Annotated in this window: 23 protein-coding genes; 15 read left to right on the top strand and 8 right to left on the bottom strand. The window is 71.6% G+C overall.

What is annotated here, in order from left to right:
- Window positions 1–2: 2 nt before the first annotated feature.
- Entirely contained in the window at window positions 3–803 is an 801-nt protein-coding gene (locus tag Air01nite_RS21450) for an alpha/beta fold hydrolase (protein WP_203704591.1), read from the bottom strand.
- Between the two features lie 126 nt (window positions 804–929).
- Here Air01nite_RS21450 and Air01nite_RS21445 point away from each other — a divergent pair, with 126 nt between their 5' ends.
- On the top strand, window positions 930–4034 hold the full coding sequence (locus Air01nite_RS21445) for an ATP-binding protein (protein ID WP_203704589.1): 3105 nt from the start codon (window positions 930–932) through the stop codon (window positions 4032–4034).
- Here Air01nite_RS21445 and Air01nite_RS21440 read toward each other — a convergent pair.
- Window positions 4014–5426: an MFS transporter gene (locus tag Air01nite_RS21440; protein ID WP_239090858.1), complete on the bottom strand. Its 1413-nt coding sequence runs from the start codon at window positions 5424–5426 to the stop codon at window positions 4014–4016. The two genes, Air01nite_RS21445 and Air01nite_RS21440, sit on opposite strands and share 21 nt — an antisense overlap.
- Before the next feature lie 50 nt (window positions 5427–5476).
- Between Air01nite_RS21440 and Air01nite_RS21435 the strand changes: the two genes are divergently transcribed.
- The 8 genes from Air01nite_RS21435 (at window position 5477) to Air01nite_RS21400 (ending at window position 13152) form a co-directional block, all read left to right on the top strand.
- On the top strand, window positions 5477–5989 hold the full coding sequence (locus Air01nite_RS21435) for a carbonic anhydrase (RefSeq protein WP_203704587.1): 513 nt from the start codon (window positions 5477–5479) through the stop codon (window positions 5987–5989).
- A gap of 467 nt (window positions 5990–6456) precedes the next feature.
- Window positions 6457–7638, top strand: a complete 1182-nt coding sequence (locus Air01nite_RS21430) for an ROK family transcriptional regulator (RefSeq protein ID WP_203704585.1) — start codon at window positions 6457–6459, stop codon at window positions 7636–7638.
- Between the two features lie 150 nt (window positions 7639–7788).
- Window positions 7789–8907 (top strand): sugar ABC transporter substrate-binding protein, encoded by a 1119-nt coding sequence (locus Air01nite_RS21425; RefSeq protein ID WP_203704583.1) that lies wholly within the window; start codon window positions 7789–7791, stop codon window positions 8905–8907.
- Entirely contained in the window at window positions 8904–10100 is a 1197-nt protein-coding gene (locus Air01nite_RS21420) for a sugar ABC transporter ATP-binding protein (protein ID WP_203704581.1), read from the top strand. The genes Air01nite_RS21425 and Air01nite_RS21420 overlap by 4 nt, the downstream gene beginning before the upstream one ends.
- A 75-nt stretch (window positions 10101–10175) precedes the next feature.
- A complete protein-coding gene (locus Air01nite_RS21415) occupies window positions 10176–10457 on the top strand; it encodes a hypothetical protein (RefSeq protein WP_203704580.1) in 282 nt (93 codons plus the stop codon).
- The gene (locus Air01nite_RS21410) at window positions 10450–11373 is read left to right on the top strand and encodes an ABC transporter permease (protein WP_203704579.1); all 924 of its coding nucleotides are present in this window, start codon (window positions 10450–10452) and stop codon (window positions 11371–11373) included. The genes Air01nite_RS21415 and Air01nite_RS21410 overlap by 8 nt, the downstream gene beginning before the upstream one ends.
- Window positions 11370–12314, top strand: coding sequence for an ABC transporter permease (locus Air01nite_RS21405; protein WP_203704578.1), 945 nt, complete (start codon window positions 11370–11372; stop codon window positions 12312–12314). Before Air01nite_RS21410 ends, Air01nite_RS21405 begins: the two co-directional genes overlap by 4 nt.
- Window positions 12307–13152: an SMP-30/gluconolactonase/LRE family protein gene (locus Air01nite_RS21400; protein ID WP_203704577.1), complete on the top strand. Its 846-nt coding sequence runs from the start codon at window positions 12307–12309 to the stop codon at window positions 13150–13152. Before Air01nite_RS21405 ends, Air01nite_RS21400 begins: the two co-directional genes overlap by 8 nt.
- Here the strand turns inward: Air01nite_RS21400 and Air01nite_RS21395 are convergent.
- Together Air01nite_RS21395 and Air01nite_RS21390 are read right to left on the bottom strand one after the other, a co-directional pair.
- A complete protein-coding gene (locus Air01nite_RS21395; protein ID WP_203704576.1) occupies window positions 13126–14124 on the bottom strand; it encodes a BtrH N-terminal domain-containing protein in 999 nt (332 codons plus the stop codon). The two genes, Air01nite_RS21400 and Air01nite_RS21395, sit on opposite strands and share 27 nt — an antisense overlap.
- Window positions 14125–14667, bottom strand: a complete 543-nt coding sequence (locus Air01nite_RS21390; RefSeq protein ID WP_203704575.1) for a GNAT family N-acetyltransferase — start codon at window positions 14665–14667, stop codon at window positions 14125–14127.
- A 56-nt stretch (window positions 14668–14723) separates the two neighbouring features.
- On the opposite strand from Air01nite_RS21390, the gene Air01nite_RS21385 reads away from it, so the two are divergent.
- Window positions 14724–15656 (top strand): NADP-dependent oxidoreductase, encoded by a 933-nt coding sequence (locus Air01nite_RS21385; RefSeq protein ID WP_203704574.1) that lies wholly within the window; start codon window positions 14724–14726, stop codon window positions 15654–15656.
- On the opposite strand, the gene Air01nite_RS21380 is transcribed toward Air01nite_RS21385, so the two are convergent.
- On the bottom strand, window positions 15640–16080 hold the full coding sequence (locus Air01nite_RS21380) for a Rid family hydrolase (RefSeq protein WP_203704572.1): 441 nt from the start codon (window positions 16078–16080) through the stop codon (window positions 15640–15642). The two genes, Air01nite_RS21385 and Air01nite_RS21380, sit on opposite strands and share 17 nt — an antisense overlap.
- 54 nt (window positions 16081–16134) lie before the next feature.
- Between Air01nite_RS21380 and Air01nite_RS21375 the strand changes: the two genes are divergently transcribed.
- Window positions 16135–16845 (top strand): helix-turn-helix domain-containing protein, encoded by a 711-nt coding sequence (locus Air01nite_RS21375; RefSeq protein WP_203704571.1) that lies wholly within the window; start codon window positions 16135–16137, stop codon window positions 16843–16845.
- Here Air01nite_RS21375 and Air01nite_RS21370 read toward each other — a convergent pair.
- The gene (locus tag Air01nite_RS21370) at window positions 16827–17405 is read right to left on the bottom strand and encodes a dihydrofolate reductase family protein (RefSeq protein ID WP_203704570.1); all 579 of its coding nucleotides are present in this window, start codon (window positions 17403–17405) and stop codon (window positions 16827–16829) included. The genes Air01nite_RS21375 and Air01nite_RS21370 overlap by 19 nt on opposite strands.
- A gap of 119 nt (window positions 17406–17524) precedes the next feature.
- On the opposite strand from Air01nite_RS21370, the gene Air01nite_RS21365 reads away from it, so the two are divergent.
- Window positions 17525–18856 (top strand): methyltransferase, encoded by a 1332-nt coding sequence (locus Air01nite_RS21365; protein WP_203704569.1) that lies wholly within the window; start codon window positions 17525–17527, stop codon window positions 18854–18856.
- Between the two features lie 6 nt (window positions 18857–18862).
- On the opposite strand, the gene Air01nite_RS21360 is transcribed toward Air01nite_RS21365, so the two are convergent.
- Window positions 18863–19597, bottom strand: coding sequence for a Type 1 glutamine amidotransferase-like domain-containing protein (locus Air01nite_RS21360; protein ID WP_203704568.1), 735 nt, complete (start codon window positions 19595–19597; stop codon window positions 18863–18865).
- A 224-nt stretch (window positions 19598–19821) separates the two neighbouring features.
- Here Air01nite_RS21360 and Air01nite_RS21355 point away from each other — a divergent pair, with 224 nt between their 5' ends.
- The 3 genes from Air01nite_RS21355 (at window position 19822) to Air01nite_RS21345 (ending at window position 21771) form a co-directional block, all read left to right on the top strand.
- Window positions 19822–20007 (top strand): hypothetical protein, encoded by a 186-nt coding sequence (locus Air01nite_RS21355; protein ID WP_203704567.1) that lies wholly within the window; start codon window positions 19822–19824, stop codon window positions 20005–20007.
- 108 nt (window positions 20008–20115) lie between these two features.
- Window positions 20116–20646, top strand: a complete 531-nt coding sequence (locus tag Air01nite_RS21350) for a PLL family lectin (protein ID WP_203704566.1) — start codon at window positions 20116–20118, stop codon at window positions 20644–20646.
- 480 nt (window positions 20647–21126) lie between these two features.
- Window positions 21127–21771: a DUF5317 family protein gene (locus Air01nite_RS21345; protein ID WP_203704565.1), complete on the top strand. Its 645-nt coding sequence runs from the start codon at window positions 21127–21129 to the stop codon at window positions 21769–21771.
- A 133-nt stretch (window positions 21772–21904) separates the two neighbouring features.
- Here the strand turns inward: Air01nite_RS21345 and Air01nite_RS21340 are convergent, their stop codons facing one another.
- Window positions 21905–22984, bottom strand: a complete 1080-nt coding sequence (locus Air01nite_RS21340; RefSeq protein ID WP_203704563.1) for an RICIN domain-containing protein — start codon at window positions 22982–22984, stop codon at window positions 21905–21907.
- Between the last annotated feature and the right edge of the window lie 112 nt (window positions 22985–23096).

The following is a 23096-nucleotide window of genomic DNA, read 5'->3' as shown; positions in this document are numbered from 1 at the left end:
CGTCAGCTCCCTGCGCGAACGGCGCGTTCGACGAGGTCCGCCACGGCGGCGGGCTGGGAGATCATCGCGACGTGCGAGGCGCGGACCTCGCGGACGGTCGCGCCGGCCCGCTGGGCCATGAACCGCTGCGTCGCCGGCGGGATCACCTTGTCGTCGCGGGCGACCAGGTACCAGGACGGTATCGTCCGCCACGCCGGCACGCCCGACGGTTCGCCCAGCGTCTGGACGTCGGCCGGGCGCTGCGACGCCCACATGAAGTCCGTCGTCGACCGCCGCAGGTCGCCCGCGAACACGTCGTGGAAGCTCTCCTTCTTGATGTAGCCGTCGACCCGGTCCGCGGAGTACGGACGGAAGTCCAGTGCCGCCTCGGTGAGCTCGGTACCGGGGAAGCGACTCTGCACCGCGAGCAGCGACTCACCCTCGTCCGGCGCGAAGGCGGCCACATACACCAGCGCCTTCACCGCCGGGTTGCCGACCGCGGCGTTGGTGATGACGATCCCGCCGTACGAGTGCGCGACCAGCACCAGCGGGCCGGGCAGCGTGGCGAGGACACTGGCCAGGTAGGCGGAGTCGGAGGCCACCCCGCGCAGTGGGTTGGCCGGCGCGATGACCGGATAGCCGGCGGCGATCAGCCGCGCGGCGACGTCGTTCCAGCCGGAGGCGTCGGCGAACGCGCCGTGCACGAGCACGACGGTCGGCTTGGGCCCGCGCCCTCCGTGGGCCTGCGCCGCGGGCGCTCCCACCAGGGTCCCGGCGGCGGCCGCGACGGATCCGGCCAGCAGTGTGCGTCGGGTGGTAGTCATGTTCGTTCTCGTCCCTTCGGCGTTGGTCGGGCCCACCGTACGAAGGCCAACTTGACGGGCACTGAACGACGACTTCCCCGGGCGTACACTCGCGCCTGCAAACGTTCGCAGGGGTTGGGAGCAGGCATGACGGCTTCCCCAGGCCAGGGCCTGCGGCTCTCGATCCTGGGTCCGTTGCGGGTCTGGCGGGACGGGGTCGAGCTCGACGCCGGGCCCAGGCAACAGCGCTACCTGCTCGCCCTGTTCCTGGCCCAGCCCGGCCGACCGATCAGCACCGCCGAGTTGATCGACCAGATCTGGGGCGACGACGTTCCCGCCTCGGCCCTCAACATCCTCCAGAAATACGTCGGCACGCTCCGGCGGTTGCTCGAGCCCGCGCTGCCCTCCCGCGACGACGGCTCGTACCTGCGGCGCCGGGGCAGCGGCTACCAGTTCGGGGCCGGCACGGACGTCCTCGACGTGGTCACGTTCCGGGAGCTCGTCGCGGCGGCCAGGGCCGCGCCACCCGACGACGCGCTCGACGGCTACGGGCGGGCGCTGGGTCTCTGGCACGGCGCCGCGGGACACGGGTTGACCCACCCGACGGCGACGTCGGTGTTCACCACATTGGACGGTGAGTTCTTCGACGCCTGCGTGGCGGCGGCCGACCTCGCCGTGTCGTCGGCGCGACCCGGTCAGGTGTTGCCGCCGCTGCGGCTCGCCGCCAGGATGGCGCCGCTGCAAGAGGCGGTGCAGGCGGCGCTCGTCGCCACTCTCGCCGCCGCCGGCCAGCAGGCGGAGGCGCTGGCCGTGCTCCGGACGGTCCGCGCGCGCCTGGCCGAGGAGCTCGGCGTCGATCCGGGTCCGGCGCTGCTCGCCGCGCAGCAGCGGGTGTTGCACCAACACGTGACGGCGCCGCTGCCCGCCGACGGTCTGGTCGGCCGCGTCGAGGAGCTCGCGGTGCTGCGCCGGGCCACGGAGTCCGCGCTCGCCGGTGACACGGGCCTCGTCGTGGTCGAGGGTGAGCCCGGGGTGGGCAAGACCCGCCTGCTGGAGGAGCTCGGCGCGGCCGCGGACCAGCGCGGCGCCTCCGTCGTCTGGGGACGCTGCCTGGAGGGCGACGGCACCCCGTCGATGTGGCCGTGGGTGCAGGTGGTCGGCACGCTCCTCGCGGGCGTGCCGGCCGCGGCCCGCGACGAGTGGCACGCCGGCGACCTCGGCCGCCTGCTCGCGCCCCGCGACGGCCGCCTCACCGCGCCGGTGCTGCCGGACACGGGTGCCCAGTTCCGCCTGTTCGAGCAGGTCGTCGCGCTGGTCGGGCAGGCGTCGGCGCGGCAGCCCGTGGTGCTCGTCCTCGACGACCTCCAATGGGCCGACGTCGCCTCGCTCCAGATGTTCGGCCACCTGGCCGGGCGGCTGCCGGGCGGCACCCTGGTGGTCGGCGCGCTCCGCGACCGGGCACCGGTGCCGGGCTCCGAGCTGGCGCGGATGCTCGCCGCGGCGAGCCGGCTGCCCCGGCACCGCCGGATCCGGCTCGGCCCGCTCGGCCCGGCCGCGGTCGCCGAGCTCGTCCGGCGCGAGACCGGCCAGGAGCCCGGCCCCGGCGCCGCGCGGAGCATCCACGCCCGCACCGCCGGCAACCCGTTCTTCGTGCGCGAGCTGTCCCGGCTGCTCGCCGACGGCGGCGCCCTGACCGAGGAGGCGGCCGTCCGGGCCGGGGTGCCGTCCACGGTGCGGGACGTCGTCCGGGACCGGATGGCGGGCCTCGACGACGACGCGCGGTGCCTGCTGCAGATCGCCGCGCTGGTCGGCCGGGACGTCGACCTCGCCCTGCTCGCCCGGGCGGCCGCGGTCGACGGCCAGACCTGCCTCGACCGGCTCGAACCCCTGCACGGCCTGGGCCTGCTCGAGCCGGCGCCCGGTGACCCGTACTCCTTCCGTTTCGGGCACGACCTGGTCCGCGAGTCGGTCGTCGGCACGACGGCGCCCTCCCTGGTCAACCGGCTGCACCTGCGGGTCGCGGAGGCGCTGGAGGCCACCGGAGACGAGTCGGTCGCCGAGCGGCTCGCGCATCACCTCTGGGCGGCGGGACCGCTGGCGGACCCGGCGCGGACCGCCGGCGCATTGGTCCGCGCCGGCCGCCGGGCGTCCGCCAAGTCCGCATTCGCGGCCGCCGAGCGGCAGCTGCGCGCGGCGGCGCAGGTGGCCCGGACGGCGGGGCTCGCGGAGCTGGAGCTGTCCGCCCTGTCGGAGCTCACCGCGGTCAGCGGGATGCGCTCGGGCTACGTCGGCTCGGCGCTCGACCTGCTGGAGCGGGCCGAGCACCTGGCCCGGGGCCTCGGCCGCGAACGGGAGGCCGCGGGCTTCCTGTTCTCGCGCTGGGCCGCGTACTCGCAGGGCATCCAGCTCGACCGCGCCGCCCGGCTCGCCCGCCGCCTGCTCGACCAGGGCGAGGCGTCCGCCGACCCGCTCGTGCGGGCGTACGGCCGGAATGCCTGGGGCATCCACCAGTGGGACGTCGGCGACATCGGCGAGGCGTTCCGCTATCTGAGCCGGAGCGACTCGACCGTGCTCGACGATCGCGGTGAGCACCCGCTGCGGCGCGACCTGCGGCTGCTCTGGCCGGTGATGCTGGCACTGATGACGGCGTTGCACGGCGACGTCGACGGGTCGCGGGCGCAGCTCGACAAGATGGAAGCCGGCGCGGACGACGACCCGTACGTGATCGCGGTCTGGAGCGCGTTCTCCGTCACGGCGGCGGCGCTGGCCGGCGACCCGGCCTGGGCGATGCGCGCGGCACGCCAGGGAATCGCCACGGACCCCGGGTTCACGTTCGTCTTCCTCGGCAGCTACCAGCGGCTGGCCAGGTGCTGGGCGCGGGCGGTCACCGGCGACGACCCGGCCGCCGCCGCGGCCGAGGCCGAAGCGATCATCGCCTCGACGCTGCTCGACCCGCCACGCTCGGGCGTGGCGACGTGGTACGGCCTGCTCGCCGAGATGTGGCTGGCAGCCGGGATGCCGGCCGCGGCCGCCGCGGCCCTCGACCGCGCCGACGCGCTGCTCGACCTGCGCGGCCAGCGTTACGCGGAGGGTCTGGTGCTCCTGCTCCGGGCCCGGCTGATGCGGGCCTGCGGTGAACCGGTCGAGGCCGTCCGGGCCGCCGCGGAGCGGGCCCGGGCGCTGTCCGTCGCGCGCGGCGCGCACCTGTTCGCCCGGCGGGCCGACGAACTGCTACGCGGCCTCGACTCGTGAGCGGCGACCGAGCACCACGTCCGTGACCGCGGCGGCCAGCGCCAGCCCCATGAAGCCGAGCGTCACGAACAGGCTCGTGCGGAACGCCTCGGCGTAGTCGCCGCCGGTGTCCGCCAGCCGGCTGAAGAACACCGCGCCGATGGCGGCGATGCCGATCGCGGAGCCGATCCGCTGCCCGGTCTGCAACACGCCGCCGGCACTGCCCGCCTCGGAGACCGGCACCTCGCTCAGCGTGAGGTTCTGGTTGGGGCTGATCACCAGGCCGCTGCCGACGCCGGCGCAGAGCAGCGGCAGTGCCGTCGCGAAGCCCGCGCCGCGGCCCTCCACGTAGTGCAGCGCGACGATGACCAGGGCCAGCCCGCCCATCACCATGCACAGGCCGGTGACGACCAGCGCGCGCCCGTACCGGTTGACGATCCGCCCGCCGAGCAGCGCGCCCGACGCCGAGCCGACCGCGAACGGGGTCACCGACAGACCGGCCTCCAGCGGCGAGTAGCGCAGCCCGTTCTGGAGGAAGAGCGTGAAGATGAAGAACGTCGTGGTGAAGCCGGCGAAGTAGGCCAGGGCCAGCAGCGAGCCCAGCGCGTACGAGCGCCGCCGGAACAGGCCGAGGTCCACCAGCGGCGATCCGCCGCGCCGGGTCTGGTGCCGCTCCCAGACGACGAACAGCGCCAGCACCGCGAGCCCGGCGACGATCAGGATCCAGGTGATCGGGCCGTGCCACTCCCGTTCCTGGACCAGCGGCAGCAGCACCAGGGTGACACCGGCACCGAGCAGCGCGACACCGAGCGGGTCGACACCCCGCCGCGGCTGCCGCTCGCCCGGGTGGCCGGGGATCCAGCGGGTGCCGAGCACGATCGCGACCACGCCGACCGGCACGTTGATGTAGAAGATCCAGCGCCAGCCGTGCTCGGCGCCGGCGATCGCGATGATCGCGCCGCCGAGCAGCGGCCCGAGGGCGGTGGAGACGCCGATCGTCGCACCGAGCGCGCCGAAGGGCCGGCCCCGCTCGGCCGGCTTGAACATCTGCTGAACGAGGCCGGAGACCTGCGGGTTGACCACGCCCGCCGAGACGCCTTGCACGAGGCGGGCGGCGACCAGCCACAGCTCGCTCTGCGCGATGCCCGCGGCCGCGCTGGCCAGCGTGAACCCGGCGAGGCCGAGGACGAACAGCCGGCGCCGGCCGTGCGCGTCGCCGAACCGGCCGGCAGGGACCAGCACGAGGCCGAACGCGAGCGCGTATCCGGACAGGACCCACTGCAGGCCGCCGGAGCTGAGGTCCAGGTCCTTCTGGATCGACGGCAGCGCCACGTTGACGATGCTGACGTCGAGCAGGGTCATGAACGCCGCGATCAGCGCGACCGTCATCGCCCGCCATCGCGCGTCCGCCATTTATGCGACATTACCGGCACGATCATCCGGAGCGTGGCACGCTGAGGCTCGTGATCGACACCGACGAACTGGTGCGGCGCAACGCCGGGTTCGCGGCCAGCGGGGCGCAGGTCGGGCTTCCGCTGCTGTCGACCGGCAACCTGCGGCTCATCGGCTGCGTGGACCCGCGCGTCGACCCGAGCCACGTCCTGGGGCTCGCGGCCGGCGACGCCGTGGTGATGCGTAACGTCGGCGGTCGCGTCACGCCCGCGGCGCTGCGCTCGTGGGCGATGCTGGCCAAGGTCGTCGAGGCCCGCAGCCACGGCCGGCCCCCACCCGGCGGGCAGATGGTGGTGCTGCACCACACCGACTGCGGCATCACGGACCTGGCGCCCTATCCCGACCTGCTGGCCGAGTTCTTCGAGATCCCCGCGGCCTCGCTTGAACAGAAGGCGGTCCTGGACCCGTACGCCTCGGTCGCGATCGACGTCGAGCTGATGAGGCGGGCGATGCCGCCGGCCGTGCGGGTGTCGGGTCTGGTCTACGACGTGGACACCGGGCTCGTGCAGGTCGTGGTCCCCTAGCGGCGGGCGGCGACCTCGGCGTCGTACCAGCGCCCAGGTCGTCGCCGGTGGGCTGCTCGGCGGTGCCGCGACGGTGGCGGGCCAGGCGGCCGGCGAGCGGGATCAGCTCGTGCACGGGTTCGAGGTCGCGGCCGACACCGCCGAGCACCGGCAGGCCCTCGTAGCGGTAGCCCCACCGGATGAAGACATGTCAATCAATAACTTTCCGGCCGGTCAGACAGGCATTAACGCGTACCAGATCACGCTCTCCGTCGTTGATTTCGGTCTGGACCAAGCAAAAGCGCGACGTGTACGGCGATCCGGTGGATCATGGGCCTCGCGAATAGGCAATCATCCCGGCGAATCGGACGGCGTTCTGAATAGACTGTGCAAAATGGAGGCCTGATTTCGCGCCGATCAGGCCGGAGTATTGACTGCTATCGCCACCCGACCCGATACTCGGTCCCACCCCGAGGGGAAGAGGTGCGATGTCGTCTCCCGTCCCGTCCGCGCAGCGCTCGGCCAACCGTGCCCGGGTGGTCCGCGCGTTGCGGGAGCGCGGGGCGCAGAGCCGGCGCGCGCTCGCCGAGATCGGGTTGTCGCGGTCCACCGTCAAGAGCGTCATCGAAGAGCTGCTCGACGACGGCACGATCACGGAGGTGACGGCCGCCGAGCGGGGCACCGGGCGGCCGCCCACGCTCGTCGGGCTCAAGGGCGACCTCGGCGTGGCGGTGGGCATCGAGATCGCCAACGGCACCGTGCGCGCGGCCGTCTGCGACACCGCCCAGCAGCTCCTGCTGCACGACGCGGTGCCGATGGACGACCACACGCCGCCGGAGGCGACCCTCAAGACCGCGGCCACCCTGGTCGGGCACATGCTCGACCGGCTCGGCCTCGACAAGCACCGCGTGCTCGGCGTCGGCGTCGCGATGCCGGGCCCGATCCAGCGCAACACCGGGGTCAACGGTCGCGCGACGACGCTCAAGCCGTGGGTCAACGTCAACCCCTACGCGACCGCGTCGAGCGTGCTGCGACTCCCGCTGCTGGTGGGCAACGACGCCAACTTCGCCGCGCTGGCGGAGACCATCTGGGGTGTCGCCCGCGGCATGCGGGACATCGCGTACGTCTACACGGCCTCGGGCATCGGCGTCGGGTTCATCCTCGGCGGCGCCCTCTACGTCGGCGCGAACGGCACGGCGGGCGAGCTCGGCCACACCACGATCGACGAGAACGGCGAGGTCTGCCAGTGCGGCGGGCGGGGGTGCCTCAACACGCTCGCCAACGCCGACTCGATCACGCAGAAGCTGTGGCGCAGCCATCACGACCGGCTGTCCATCGCCGACGTGATCAAGATGGCCCAGGTGGGCGACGTCGGGTGCCGGCGCGTGATCGCAGACGCCGGCCGCCACATCGGCCTGGCCGCCGCCAACATGTACAACCTGCTCGACCCGGAGCTGATCGTTCTCGGTGGAAACCTCGCGCCGGCGGGCGAGATCCTGCTCGCTCCCCTGCGCGAGTCGATGGCCCGGCGTGCGATCCACGCCGGTGAAGTATTGCCTCCGGTCGTCGTCGGCGCGTTGGACGAACACACCGTGGTCGTCCAGGGCGCCGCGGCGGCGGTGCTGAGGGACTCAGACCGGTTCCCTTTGCCCAGTCTCCCCAGAAAGTAAGACCCGAACGGCCAGGGCCGCGAGGCCCTGGCCGCCCAGCCACACGCCAGTGCGGGCACTCACACCACATTTGGCCGGCGGTTGCCCCCGCCGACCAGACGCCAAGCGCCGCGGGTCGGACCCGTCGCGCCTTCACACGGTGGAGCAACCATGAATCTACCCCGACACCCCGGGCGCGCCGCCCGGGCCGCGGTCGCGGTCGTCGCCGCGACGTTGCTGCTGATCGTCGCCGCCTGCAGCGACGCCGGCTCGCCGGCCTCGACCGGCGACGCCAAGGCCGGCAAGATCAAGATCGCCCTCTCCAACTCCTTCATCGGCAACCAGTGGCGCGTCGAGATGGAGAACGTCTACAAGGCCGCGTGCGCGATGCCGCCGTACGTCGACGAGGTCGAGTGCAGCGTCTTCAACGCCGGCAACGACGTCTCGACGCAGTCACGCCAGATCTCCAACCTCATCTCGCAGGGCGTCGACGCGATCGTCATCAACGCGGCCTCGACCAGCGGCCTCAACGGCGTGGTGCAGCAGGCCTGCGACCGCGGCATCGTGGTCGTGTCGTTCGACAACACCGTCGACAACAAGTGCGGCCTGACGGTCAACACCGACCAGATCAAGTTCGGCCAGCAGCTCGCGCAGTTCATCGTCGACGAGCTGGGTGGGCAGGGCAACGTCGTGATGGTGACCGGCGTGGCCGGCACCGGCGCCGACAACGACCGCAACAAGGGCGCCAAGGACGTCTTCGCGGCCAACCCGGGCATCAAGGTCGTCGCCACGTACACCGGCATGTGGGACTCGGCCACCGCACAGCGCAACACCTCGGCCCAGCTGCCCAACCTGCCCAAGGTCGACGGCGTCTGGGTCTCCGGCGGCACCGACGGCGTGATCAAGGCGTTCGCGGCGGCCAACCGCCCGATGCCGGTGGTCGGCGGCGAGGCCGAGAACGGGTTCCGCAAGTTCATGGCGGGCCTGCTCACGCCGAAGGTGAAGGGAATGTCGATCGGGCAGCCGCCGTTCCTGTCGGTCATCTCGCTCGAGCTGGCCCGCGCCGTGGTCAAGGGCGAGCACCCCAAGGAGAGCATCACGATCCCGTTCCCGGTCGCGACGTCCGACAACATGGTGCCCGGCGAGACGGTCTTCCCCGACCTCCCGGACAGCTTCTTCGCCGACTTCACCGACTCGGGACCCAACGCCATCCTCGTGCTCTGCCAGGAGGCGGCGACGGACGGCACTCCGTGCCCGGGCAAGACCCTCGACGTCAAGCTCCCGTCGTGACCGGGACCTCGTCGATGGCGCCGGCTCCGCCGCGGTCCGGCTCCGAGACTTTCGCGGTACGGGCAGACGGCGTCGACCGCGCCTTCGGCGGGGTCCAGGCGCTCCGGGACGCGTCGTTCGCGGCGCGTCCCGGGGAGATCCACGCTCTTGCCGGTGAGAACGGCGCCGGCAAGAGCACGCTCATCAAGGTCCTGTGCGGGCTCATCAAGGCCGACAAGGGCACGGTGGAGATCTTCGGGACCGAGGTCAGCCGGGTCGTGAAACCCGCGGCCCGCCGCCGGATGGGGGTGGCGACCGCGTTCCAGGAGCTGTCGCTGCTCCCGGACCTGACCGTGGCGGAGAACCTGCTGCTCCAGGACCCGCCCCGGGGCCGCCTCGGGCTGGTCCGCCGGCGCCACCTCGCGCCGGTCGCGCTCGACCTGTTGCGGCGTTACGGCGTCGACGACATCGACCCGCGGGCCACGGCGGCCGACCTGTCGGTCGCGCAGCGCCAGGTGGTCGAGCTCGTCCGGGTGCTGGCCGCCGAACCTCGGGTGGTCATCCTCGACGAGCCGACCGCCGCGCTGCCCGACCGGCAGGTCGAGTGGCTCGCCGGGCACATGCGGCGGCTGCGTGACGAGGGCTGCTGCGTCATCTTCACCTCCCATCGCTGGCGGGAGATCGAGGCGCTCGCCGATCGGGTGACCGTGTTCCGCAACGGCACCCGGGTCGCCACCCGGGAGCGGCTCACCGAGGCGGAGGCCGTCACGCTGATGAGCGGGCGCAGCTTCGCCGGTGCGTACCCGGAGCTCACCGGCGAACCCACCGGCGAGAGCGCGCTGCGCGTCGCGGGCCTGTCCGGCGGGCGGCTGCGCGGTCTGGACCTCGACCTGCGGCGTGGCGAGATCCTCGGCGTCGGCGGCCTCGCGGGCCAGGGACAACGGGACCTGTTCCTGACCCTGTTCGGCGCCCGGCGCGCCGCCGCCGGGACGATCACGGTCGACGGCCGGCCGGTCACGATCCGGTCGCCGAAGGACGCGATCCGGGCCGGCGTCGGCATCGCCTACGTGCCCGAGGACCGCAAGGCCGAGGGCCTGTTCCTGCCGCTGTCGATCCGCGACAACATCGCCGCCGCCACCCTGTCGCGCCGCGCGACCGCCGGTTTCGTCAACCGCGGCGCCGAACGCGTCGCCGTCGCGTCCATCGTGGACTAGCTCCGGATCGGGGCCGGCCGGTCCACCAGCCGGGCGGTCGACACGCTGTCGGGCGGCAACCAGCAGAAGGTCGTGATGGCCCGCTGGCTGCTCACCGACGCGAAGGTGCTGCTGCTGTTCGACGTCACCCGCGGCGTCGACGCGGCCACGAAGCACGACATCTACGAGCTGGTCGGGGCGCTCGCGGCGCAGGGCCGGGCGATCCTCTACTACTCCAGCGAGACCGAGGAGATCGCCCACCTCTGCCACCGGGTGCTGGTGCTGCGCGAGGGTCGCGTGGCCGCCGAGTTGGCCGGGCCGGTCGGCGACGCGGAGCGGATCGTCGCGGCGTCCATCAAGGAGGGTCAGGATGCGTGACGCGTTGCGCCGGGTGAGCCTCGGCTACCTGGTGCTGGCCGCGACCGCGGTCGCCTACCTCGTCGTCTACACGTCGCGGCTGGGCCGGTTCCCCACGTCGTTCGACTACCTGTCGATCCTCAACACCACACTGCCGCTGGTGTTCGTCGCCATCGGACAGAGCCTGGTCGTGCTCACCGGCGGGATCGACCTGTCGGTCGGCGGCGTCGTCAGCCTCTGCGTGGCGGTGACCGCGGCGACGGCGTCGATCCCCTGGATCTTCGCGGTGCTGGCGCTCGGCACCGCCTGCGGCGCGCTCAACGGGCTCGTGGTCGCCTACGGCCGGATAGCGCCGATCCTGACCACCTTGGCAACGCTGTCGATCTTCAGCGGGCTCGCGCTGCGGGTGCTGCCCGCGCCCGGCGGCTCGATCCCCTACCCGGTGCGCCAGGTGCTGACGAACCCCGCCGCACCGACCGGGTTGATCTGGCTCGGGCTCGCGGTGGCCGGCTGGCTGGTGCTGCGCCGGACCCGGTTCGGGATGCGGGTGTACGCCGTCGGCAGCGACGAGAGCAGCGCCCGCGCGGTCGGCGTGCCGGCGGCCGCCGTGAAGCTCAAGGTGTACGCGCTGTCCGGCCTGTGCGGTGCGCTGGCGGCGGTGTTCTACGTGTCGACCACCACCGCCGGCGACGCCAACGCGGGCACGCCGTTCATCCTCACCTCGATCGCGTCGGTCGTCGTCGGTGGGGTCGCGTTCAGCGGCGGTCGGGGCAGCGCCCTCGGCGCCGTCGCCGGTGCGGTCGCCCTGACGCTCGTCATCGACATCCTGTTCTTCGCGGGCATCGACCCGCTCTACCAGTCGCTGTTCCAGGGCCTGTTCCTGGTCGTGGCGGTGCTGCTCGGCACCGTGTTCGTCCGCCGCCGGAGGTTGTCATGACGCTGGACTCCCCCGGCGCCCGCCGCGTTCTCTACGCGCTCGCCGGCACCGTCGCCGTGCTGGTCGTCGGCGCGATCCTGCACCCCGGTTTCGCGTCCTGGTCGAGCCTGCGCGGGATGCTGGTCGTCGCGAGCTTCACCGGGTTCGTCGCGGCCGGGCAGATGCTCGTCGTGCTCGTGGGCGGCATCGACCTGTCGATACCGTGGGTGCTCAACGGCGCCGCGATCGTGCTCACCACGGCGAGCCTGGGCCAGACCTCGCGGGCCCCGGTGGCGATCCTGCTGGCGCTCGGCGTGGGTGCGCTGGTCGGGCTCGGCAACGGCCTCGGCGTCGCCTGGCTCGGCGTGCCGGCCGTCGTGATGACGCTCGGCATGAACGGCGTGATGCAGGGCCTGACGCTGGGCCTCTCGAAGGGTCTCACCTGTGCGTCGTGCGGCTCGTACGCGCCGTCGCCCCTGCGTAGCCTGTTCTCCGGCGCGCTGCCGGCCCAACTATTCCTCTGGGTGGGCGTCGGCCTGTTCATGACCGTGCTGTTGACGCTGACGACCTTCGGGCGCCGGGTGTACGCCGTCGGCGTCAACCCGACCGCGGCGTTCCTGTCGGGCGTCGGGGTGCGGGGCGTGACCGTTGCGCTCTACACGCTCAGCGGGGTGTTCGCGGCGCTGGCCGGGATCGCGCTCGTCGCGTACGGCGGGCAGCCGTCGCTCGGCCTCGGCGACCCGTACCTCTTCGAGTCGATCGCGGCCGTCGTGGTCGGCGGCGTCTCCATCCTCGGCGGCCGCGGCCACTACCTGGGCGTCATCGCCGGCTCGCTGACCCTGGTGGCGGTGACCACGTTCCTCGCGGCGCAGCGCGTCCCCGAGTACGGCCGCCTGGTCATCTACGGCCTGGTCATCCTCGCGATCCTGTTCGCCTACGGCCGGGAGAAGGCCCATGACTGACGTGACTGTGCTCAGCGACATCCCGTGCACGCTCGGCGAGAGCGCGCTGTGGGACGGGTCGAGGTTCTACTGGGTCGACATCCTCGAACGCCGGATCTACGCGATGTCGTGGCCGGCCGGGCCGGTGCTGACGCTGGCGGTGCCCGACCTGGTCGGCAGCGTCGCGCTGCGGGCGGGCGGCGGGCTGGTGGCGGCGTTGCGCGACGCGATCGCCTTCTGCGACGTCGACACGGGCAAGGTCGAGGTGGTTCGCGCCATCGACACCGCGCCCGGCACCCGCCTCAACGACGGGGCGGTCGACCAGTCGGGGGCGTTCTGGTTCGGGTCGATGCACATGGCGGAGCAGGAGCCGCTCGGCGTGTTCTACCGCCTGGACGGGTCGTTGACCGTCCTGCGCGCCTTCGGCGGGATCGTCTGCTCGAACGGGCCGGCGTGGAGCCCGGACGGTTCGACGATGTACCACGTGGACTCGACGGTGCGGCAGATCCGCGCGTACCCGGTGTCGCCGTCGGGTTGGGTCGGCGCGGGTTCGGTGTTCGTGTCCGACGAGGACCATCCGTGGTTCCCGGACGGGGTGACGGTCGACGCGGACGGGTTCGTCTGGAACTGCAAGTTCGGCGGGGGGCGCATCGTGCGTTACGCACCCGACGGCACCGTCGACCGGGTCGTCACCGTGCCTGTTTCCAAACCGACCCGCTGCGCGTTCGTGGGGCCCGACCTGGATCTGCTGGCGGTGACGTCGGCCCGGGTGGGCGGCGACCCGGCACCGCTGGCGGGCCAGACGCTGCTGCTCGACCCGGGTGCCCGCGGCCTACCTACCCCCCGCTTCGCGGGTTGACCGCAGGGTTTCCATGGCTCGGCGCTCCTGTTCCGCCAGGTCGCTCAGGATTGCCGAGGCCTGGGTGAGGTGGTGGGGGTCGCCCGTCCGGCCGGCGGCGGTGACGTGGTCGGCGACCTCGGTCCAGAGCGGGGCGATCTCGGCGTACAGCCGGTGACCGTGGCTTATGTTGTCGTCGTCGACGATGGTGGTGGCCTCGGCGAGGAAGTCGCGGTACATGGCGCGGAAGAGGGCGCCGCCGGTGCCGCCGCGTTCCATCAGGGTCGCGGCCAGCGGGAGGTCGTGGGCCGGGTCGGTGGCCCGGTCCAGCCAGCCGCGGACCTGGCGGGCGGCCTTGGCGATGCCGCGGTGGCCGAGGTTGGCGATCGGCGGGTTGAGGAACGCGTGCGCGTTGGCGCGGACCGCCGTCCGGATCGCTCTTTCCAGGGCGGTCGTCTCGGCCGGGGCGGCGATCGTGAAGGAGAGGTGGCGGGCGGTCATCGGGCCGCGTTCGGCGCGGGCGCGTTCGAGGCTCGCCAGCGTGGTCGTCACCGTGCCGCCCTGTTGGGCCGTGTCGACCAGGTGGGCGTGGCTGTCGTCGTAGCCGTACATGGCGACGACGTGGCCACCGAAGTGGACCTTCGTGGTGAAGTAGTCGAGGTGGTAGCAGTCGAGCTGCAGGCCGACCGGGCGGCCGTCGGCCAGCGCGGATTCGACGTGTCGCCAGGCCGTGCGCGGTGACGCGGTCTCCCGTACCTCCAGTGTGAGGCCCAGTCCGTCCGCCACCGTCCGGGCGATCTCCAGCGGTTTGGTGCGGCCGCCGAGGAACGGGAAGGCCATGTTCTTCGCGTCCCAGTAGATGAAGGCCAGGCCCGCACCCAGGCCGAACAGCATCGGCTCGGACAGGTCGACGCCCGCGTGCCGCAGCAGGGCGCCCAGCGTGGTGGTCTCGCAGTGCCGGCCGCCAGGGAAGTCGACCCGTTCGATGATCACTCAGGCCACCGTCAAGGCGGTCAGCACGCTCGGCGACAGTGGCTGGTCGCTGTAGAGCAGCCTTGTCGCGGTCGGGTTCGGGTTGCCCGCGTCCGGGCCGCGCCAGACCTGCTTCAGGCCGGTCCGCTCGACCGTACGCAGGGACCGGTCGTTGCCTTCGACCAGGTAGGCGGTGATTGGCAGCGCGGGGTTGCGCGCCCGGGCCGCCGCGATCGCGGCCGCGCTGATCTCCTGGGCGTAGCCGCGGCCCCAGCACGGCGGGCGCAGCCGGTAGCCGAGGTTCCACGCCACGCCGGCGCGGACCGCGCAGCCGCCGATCCCGACGAACTCGGCACCGGCCCACGCCGTCCACATGCCGAGGCCGTCGCGGTCCCAGGCCGCCCGCCAGCGCTCGATCATCTCCTGGGTCTGTGCCGGCTCTTCGTGCCGCGAAACCGGATCCGGGCCCCAGACCAGCGGATCCGAGTAGAGAGCGAACAACCGATCCCGGTCGTCCGCCTCGGGGACACGCAGCGCGAGCCGGGACGCTCCTGGATCAACCACGGACACGATGATGCTCTACCCCGGGCGGACGCCGCCACGCCATTAGGCTCAGGGTGATGGCCACGATGCAGGCCGTGAGGGCGCACGCCCGCGGCGGACCCGAACAGCTCGTCTACGAGAGCGCCCCGCGACCCGAGCCGGGGCCCGGCGAGGTGCTGGTGGCCGTGAAGTCGGCCTCGATCACCCCGCAGGAGCTCACCTGGGCGGAGACGTGGACGTACCGCAGCGACGGGACCGGTCCCGAGCGCACGCCGGTCATCCCGTCGCACGAGTTCTCCGGAGTCGTCGCGGGCGGCGCTCTCGCCGTTGGCGAGGAGGTGTTCGGGCTGATTCCGTTCGTGCACGACGGCGCGGCCGCGGAGTTCGTGGCGCTGCCCGCGGACATCCTCGCGCCCAAGCCGGCGTCGATCGACCACGACCACGCCGCGGCGGTCCCGCTGGCGGGGCTGAGCGCGTGGCAGGCGCTCGTCAACCACGCCGGGCTACGGCCGGGCCAGCGCGTGCTGGTGCACGGCGCGGCCGGTGGCGTGGGCACCTACGTCGTGCAGATCGCCGCCGCGCTCGGCGGGCACGTGATCGCGACCGCCGGGCCCGACCATCGGCAGTTCGTGGCGGACCTCGGCGCTTCGCAGGTCGTCGACTACACCAGCGAGCGCTTCGAGGACCACGTACGCGATGTCGACGTTGTCGTCGACCTCGTCGGCGGCGAGACCCAGTCACGCTCGTGGACGGTGCTGAAGCGCGGCGGCGTCCTGGTGAGCCTGTCGGCGCCGCCCGACGAGCAGGAGGCGGCCCGGCACGGCGTCCGCGGGACCTTCTTCATCGTCTCGCCGTCGCACGACGACCTGCGCTCCCTCGCCGACCTGGTCGACCACGGCAAGCTGGTCCCGGTCGTCGACCGCGTGCTCCCACTGACCGAGACGCGATCGGCCTACGAGGCCCTCGAACAGCGCGGCCGCCGCGGCAAGATCGTCATCCACGTGTCCTGAGTGCGACGAACTTGATCTCCACAGCCTGACCCGGCAATGCGAGCGAGGTGACGCCGACGGTGGTGTTGGTGACCTTCGGCTTGGCGACGTCGGTGTAGATGTCGTCGCGGACCCCGCGCATCACCGCCAGCGCCGCACCGATGTCGGTCGCGAACACGACCTCCTCGACCACGTTGTCGAACGTGCAGCCGAAGTGCGCCAGAACTTCGCGGGCGTTCGCGTACGTCTGGGCCATCTGGTCCCGCATGACGGACTGGTCGACACTCTGCGCGCCGTCGGGCGCCGGCGACACGAGCGTGCCGTCCTTGCGATGACCCAGCTGTCCCGAAATGTAGAGCGTGTCGTCGACCATCACCGCCTGCGCGTAACCGGCGGCGTCCTCCCACGGCACGCCCAGATCAAACGTCGACTTTTGAATCGTCACAGCAGCTCCAATCCCCCGTATGTGGAGCGCGAATCCCCAGTTTATCCTGGTCCGATGGCACTGTTGTTCGAGACGCGGGCGTCCGACTCGCCGTGGATCTCGAGCGTGTGGACGTGCACGAGCGACGACGTCACCGAGATGACGTCGGTCGCCGCGGTGTCGTGGGGCCTGGTGTTCCACCAGCAGGCGGGGCGGGCGTACGCGAGCATCACCGGTCCCGAGACGCGTACCAGCACGGCACCCGTACCCGAGGGGGCGACGTTCGTCGGCGTCGACTTCGCGGTCGGCACCTCGTTGCGGGCCGTGCCCACCCCCGACCTCGTCGACGGCGGAGCCGTGCTGCCCGACACCACGCACCGGGCGTTCTGGCTCGACGGCTCCCGCTGGGAGACGCCGCGCCCCGACGACGTCGAGGCCCTGGTCGCGCGTCTGGTGCGGGCGGGTGCCGTGGTGCGCGACCCGCTCGTCACCGACGTGCGCCGCGGCTACCGCCCCGACGTCTCGGCCCGGACCCTCGAACGCCGGTTCCGGACGGCGACCGGGATGACCCAGGGCGCGGTGCGGCAGATCGAGCGCGCCCGCGACGCGGCGACGCTGCTGGCCGCCGGCACGCCGGTCGCGGACGTGCTGTCCAAACTGGACTACTTCGACGAGCCGCACCTGATCCGCGGGCTGCGCCGGTACGTCGGCCGCTCGGTCCGCCAGCTCCGCTCAGGCACCGGCGGCGCGATCTCCATGCCGCTGGATCAGCTGACGACGTCGTAGATCAGCTTGAGGATGCCGTTGGAATAGGCCTCGGAGTCGCGCAGGCGCAACATCTGCTTGGCCTTGTCAGTGTCGGTGAACAAGCTGCTGCCGCCGCCGAGCAGAACCGGGAAGACCAGCAGGTGGTAGCGGTCGATCAGCCCCGCGTCGGACAGCCGCCGGGCGAGGTCGGCGCTGCCGTGGATGAAGATCGCACCGCCCTCGCCCTTCTTGAGAGCGACGAGGTCGTCGACCGAGCGGAGGATCGTGATCGGACCCCAGCCATCGACGATCGCGTCGTCGGCCAGCGTGCTCGACAGGACGTACTTGGGCAGCTCCTTGTAGCTGATGTGGTCCTCGGAGTCGGGCCAGGTCGATGCGAACGCTTCGTAGCTGCGCCGCCCGAACAGCAGCGCGGAGGTCTCCGCGAGCTCCTCACCCTTGATCGACCAGACCTCGGGTACGAACTCGAGGTCCTTGAACACCCAACCGGCGCTGCGGTGCTCCTCCCCCGGCCCACCGCCGGGCGAATCGACAACGCCGTCAAGCGACATGAAGCCGGTGTAGACCAGTTCGCGCATGGTTGCTTCTCTCCTCGTTCTCGTCAGACGCACGCCCCGTGCCGCACGCCGTGCCCCATGCTACGAACCCCGCCCGCCGGCCGTCTTGTACAGAAACGACAGCGGGCTAGCTTGGGAAGGTGAGCTCCTCCTCCTCATCCGAGGAAGCCTGGCGGCGGTTGGCCCCACTGGCCGACCTGGTGACGCCGATGGCGGTCCGGGTGGCGGCCACGTTGCGCCTGGCCGACCTGATCGCCGGAGGGGTCTCGCGCGTCGAGGATCTCGCTTCGCGGTCCGGCACCGACAGGGACGCGCTGGGCCGGCTGCTGCGGCACCTCGCGGGCCATGGGGTGTTCGCGGAGCCGTCGCCGGGCGAGTTCGCGCTCACCGACGTGTCGTCGCTGTTGCGGTCCGACCATCCGGCCGGCATGCGGACCGCGTTCGCCCTGGACGAGTTCGGCGGCCGTATGGACCTGGCGTTCACGGAACTGCTGCACACGATCCGCACGGGCATGCCGGCGTGGGAGGCGGCATTCGGCACGCCGTATTGGGACTGGCTCGCCGCCCACCCGGACATGGCGGCGTCGTTCGACGCCTCGATGGCGTCCTCGACCCGGACCACGGCGGCCGGGGCGATCGACTGGTCGGGGGTGCGCCACCTTGTCGACGTTGGCGGCGGCACCGGTTCGCTGGTGGCCGAGGTGCTGCGGTCGAACCCTGACATGCGTGCGACGTTGCTCGACCTGCCGGGCACGGTGGCACGGGGGCGCGCTTTCCTGGCCGAGCAGGGCTTGGCCGACCGGTGCGAGTTCGCGGGCCAGAGCTTCTTCGACCCACTGCCCGCCGGGGGCGACGTCTACCTGCTGTGCGCGGTCCTGCACGACTGGCCCGACGAGCAGGCAACCACGATCCTGCGCCGCTGCGCGGAGGCCGCCCGCGCGGACGCGGAGGAACACGGCGCGCCCACCGACCAACGCGGCACGGACACGGAGGAACACGGCGCGGCCACCCACCAACACGGCGCGGACACGGAGGAACGCGACGCCGCCACCCACCAACACGGCACCCCCACCGACCATCACCCCGCGGACACCGAGGAACACGGCGCCGCCACCCACCAACACGGCACGCCCAGCGACCAACGAAGCGCAGGCGCGGAGGAACGCGGCGCGCCTACCGACCAACGGGGCGCAGCCACCGACCGACGCGCCGCGGCCGCTGGCGCAGGCGGTTCAGCCACTCGTGCGGGCGGTGCGGGCGGGCGCGTGGTGATCGTCGAGTCGCACGGCACGGCTGGCGACGACCCGGCGACGTTCGCGGAGATGGACCTGCGGATGCTGGTTCTGGCGGGCGGTCGCGAACGCACTGTCGAGGACTACAGCGCGCTGGCCGCACGCGCCGGGTTGACCACCGCCGCGGTCCATCCGGCCGGGTCCGGTCTTGTCGTCATCGACTGCCGGGTCGCGCGATAGCTGGGGTCACGGCTCAAACAACCTCCAATGCCCCTCGGAGACGACCGTGGCGGTGCCGTCGACCACGCTGATGGCGCTCTCGTCGTCGATCGCGTAAGTCGGTGCGGGAATCCGCGCCGCCCACTTCTCCGCGTTGGCCAGGGACGCGTCGAGGTGGTGCGGGTGCTCCAGGTGCGGGATCACCGCGAAGTCGACGAGCCCCGCACCCTGCCCGGTGACCAGGATCCGGTCGACGTCGCCCTCAGGCGTGCTGAAGACGACGTCCTCGGACTTCAGTGGCCCGTCGCTGCCCCGGGGCGGATCGACGTAGGTCTCGACGAAGGTGTGGGCGGCGGCGATGCTGCCGGCGCTCACCCCGACGTAGACCGCCTCCGAGCGCAACGTCGGCAGGAGAGCGGTCAGGCCGGAGCGCCGCATCCAGTTGGCTAGGAACAGCGGGTCACCGCCCCAGACCAGCAGCGCGTCGGCCTCCTGGACCGTCGGCACCCAGGCCGCCTCCTCGATGCTCGGCAGCGCCGTCAGCTCCAGGACACCCAACGACTTCCAGCCCAGCCCGGCCAGCGGCGACGGGCCCTGGCCGGTGATCGCTCGCCACGCCGCGCCGGCCCCGCCGGGGAACGGGTAGATGGCGGTCGGGATGAACAGGGCGTTGGCCTCGGCGATCGGTTTGCCCAGCAGGTCGACCAGCGCGTCGTGGATGCTGCCGTTCTTGATCCCGGACGAGGTGAGAAGAGCCCTCACGCTGCCACCTTCCTGTGCGCCGACGGTTCCGGACGGACTCAGGGAAGCTATCCCACAGGTACGACACAAAAGATGCTCGTCAGCGCAGATCGGGGAAGGACGTCGTCCAAGCCCGGCAACCGCACCGCTGCGTTATGTCGGCGAGGCCGAACGGCACCGCCCTCGGCAGGGCGAGCGCGAGCTGCCCGCGGCCGGGATGTCACCGTCGTGCTTCAATGGCGGCCATGATTCTGCGGCGTAGCCTTGCCGTCCTCCTGCTGGTGTTCGCGCTCGCGGCGGTCGCCCTTTCGCGTGGCTCCACCCACCTGGATAATCTTTCCGATTCGGCGAAGTCGGGCATCACCGTTGTCGCGGCGGTGTGCGTCCTGGCGGCGGTGCGGCTCTGGCTACGCAAGACACCGGAACAGTAAGCAACTCACACGCCAGCCGTTGACGTGTGGCCGCTACCCCTGGGCCAACGGGAATCCAACACACGATTCGTACGCTCATAGATCATTTTCCTCGACACAAGGAGATCTATGAGGGTTCGACGTTCCATCGCCGGCTTCCTGACCGTCGTCCTTGGGCTCGCGTTCCTTGCCGCTCCAAGCCCCGCCTCCGCCAACCCGTCCGCCAACTTGGACCAGGTGTTGTCCGAGAAGTCGTGGTGGATCGACGGTTTCGGCGTGACGATGCGGGTCCTGGCCCCCGCCTGCACAGTGTCGACCGGATGCACCATCGGCCGCGGTGACAAGACCACGCCCAACCGATACGGCAAATACCGTTACGGAACGTACGTCGTGGACGTCAACTACGACAGCGTCGGCATCAAGCAGACGATCGTGATCGGCACGACGGCGTCGAACAACATCTACTACACCACGCAGACGGCCGTGGGGTCCGGGACGTGGACCGGATGGGAGAGCTTCCCCGGCGGGGGCACCGGGCGATTCGGTGCCGATTTCCCGCTCTCCGCCGCCGAGCCGACCCTGCGGGTGGTGGGAACCGACGGCTGGTTCTACTGCTCGCGCGCCAACCGTTGGGGATGGACGTCCTGGGCACGGTGCTGAGCCCGGCCTGAGGTCACGCGCTACCCGCGGGCACCGGCGGTGATGCCGACGGTGCCCCACCGGGTGCGCGACGCAGGTGGCGGGGCAAGACCAGGGCAAGTGCGGAACGCGAGTACGCCCTCGCCGGATGCGACGACGCGATCCTCCTGCCCGGTGTCGGTCCTCGGACACAATCGATCAGGGCCAGGCTAGGGGTTCTCCGGTGTGGCGTCGCGGGGCGTCGGGATCGAAAACCCGACCGCGCGGCGCCTGTACGAACGCCTGGTCGGCAGAGGCACCTGACCCGGTGGCGTCGGCGAGGGGCTATCCGCCTGGCAGTGGTGTCGAGCGACCCCGAACTCCAGCGCACCAACGCGCAGTGCCATCCGATGCCGTCTATGGCACCGAAGTTTAGGAACCGGCAGACACCGAAGCCGGCCGGTATGTCCATAGTGTCCACACGGCAGCCCCCGCGGATATCTCGGCCACTAAGGTGTGGCGGTGGTGTACACCGCTCTCCTCCTGGTTGCGCCCTTGGTCGCTGGCGTGGCGGGGGGATATGCGTTCGGCGGGCGGCTCGCGAATCTGGGTGCAGTGCGACTCCGCGCCCCCTGGCTGTTGTGGATCGCCGCAGTGGTGCAGGTCGTGCAACTGTTTGTTGAGCCTTTTGCGAGGTTCGTCGAAGACGGGCTGCACGTGCCCATGCTTGCGGTGGTATTCGGGCCCGTTGCGATCTGGTTGGTGCTGAACCTGCGTGGGCGAGGTCTTGCCGCTCGAATCGCCGTGGCGATGATCTTCGTGGGCGGCGCGCTGAATGCCATCGCTATCGCATTGAACAACGGGCGGATGCCGTACGACCCGGAGGCGGCGGTTCTGGCCGGGCTACCGGTCGGCGTGGAAACCCGCAAAAACGCTCCGGCTGACGCGAACACCTTCGTGGCGCACCTTGGTGATGTCATTGCCGTGCCGCCGATCCACAAGGTAGTGAGCGCCGGTGACCTTCTGATCGCCGCAGGTGTCGCTGCGCTGATCGCGGTCATGATGACGGCCACGGCTCGGCAAGGGCCGAAGGCGACGGTGACGGCAACGGCACGTGGTGGCCCGACCAATTCCCTATCAGAAGGAGGTGAAAAGTCACATGACTAAGCCAGTGAAGAATGCGGTGCTGACGCTCGCCGCATTGGCGACGTTGCTCCTGACCGTCGGCGCTCCCTTGATCATCAACTCGAACTGAGTCGTCGCGCCACCCCGGTCGACTCGACGAGGTCGACCGGGGCGGTCAGGCTGTCGTCCAGCGTTGGGCGCCCGTGGCGTTGCAGGTGTAGAGCTGGACCTTCGTGCCGTTGGCGGTGCCGCTGGCCGTCACGTCCAGGCATTTGCCCGAGGCCGGCACCACGATCGAGCCGTTGGGTTGGAAGCTGAACTTCTGCGCCCCCGTACCGTTGCAGTCCCAGATCTGGATCTTCGTGCCGTTGGCCGTGCCCGAGCCCGCGACGTCCAGGCACCGGTTTCCGTAGACCCGCAGCTCGTTCGCGGCCGTCCGCGTCCATTTCTGGTTCACACCGTTGTGGCAGTCCCAGATGTGCACCTGAGCGCCCGGCGTGGTCGACACGCCCGAGACGTCCATGCAGCGCGAGGACTGCGGGTTGACCAGCGAGACCGCCGTGCCCACCGGCGGACCCACCTGGAGGCTCGCCGGCACCGCGCGCAGGGCCGAGTACCAGACCGCGGCCATCTTGTCGTAGCCCGCCTGGTTCGGGTGCACGCCATCGGCCAGGTCGGCCGTCGTGAGCGGCGAGTGCAGGTCGACCAGGTGCGTTCGCGCGCCTTTGCCGGCGACGATGCCGGGGATCGCCGCGTTGTACGCGCGTACCCGTGCTGCCAAGGTGGCATCGGTCTCCGGGGTGATCTGCGCGACGAACAGCTCGACGTCGGGCGCCGTCGCCCGGATCTTGTCGATCAGCGCCGACAGGCGCGCCGGCGCGTTGGCGATGTCGTAGTTCTGGTTCAGGTCGTTCGTGCCGATGTGCAGGAGGACCGTGCGCGGCGTGTACGCGCGTAGCCACGCCACCACGTTCGCGTCGATCTGGTCGATGCGCCAACCCGAGTGGCCCTCGTGGTCGTGGTCGCCGAGGCTCGCCGGGCCGTTGAAGCCGGAGCCCACGAAGTCGACCGCGTAGCCGCCGCCGGCCAGCCGCTGCCACAGGTTGATCCGGTAGCCGCCGGGCACGTTGTAGCCGTCGGTGATCGAGTCACCCAGCGGCATCACCCGCACGCCGCCGTTGGACTCCGCGTATGCCGGCGTGGGAAACACCAGCACCACGAGGGCCAGACACAGCCCGGCCAGTCTCCTCAACATGGCGCGTTCCTCTCGTCATGAGCCGTCCGGGACGGTGAGCGGCGCTACATAGAGGATCACCGATGCCGCCCGGAAAGGGAATGGTGGCGACCGGCCGCGCGACGATGACATG

Origin of the sequence: Asanoa iriomotensis (genome assembly GCF_016862515.1) — a bacterium.
GTDB classification, from domain to species: domain Bacteria; phylum Actinomycetota; class Actinomycetes; order Mycobacteriales; family Micromonosporaceae; genus Asanoa; species Asanoa iriomotensis.
The sequence above is the reverse complement of the archived record's forward strand: the minus strand, read 5'-3'. Positions and strand labels throughout refer to the sequence as shown.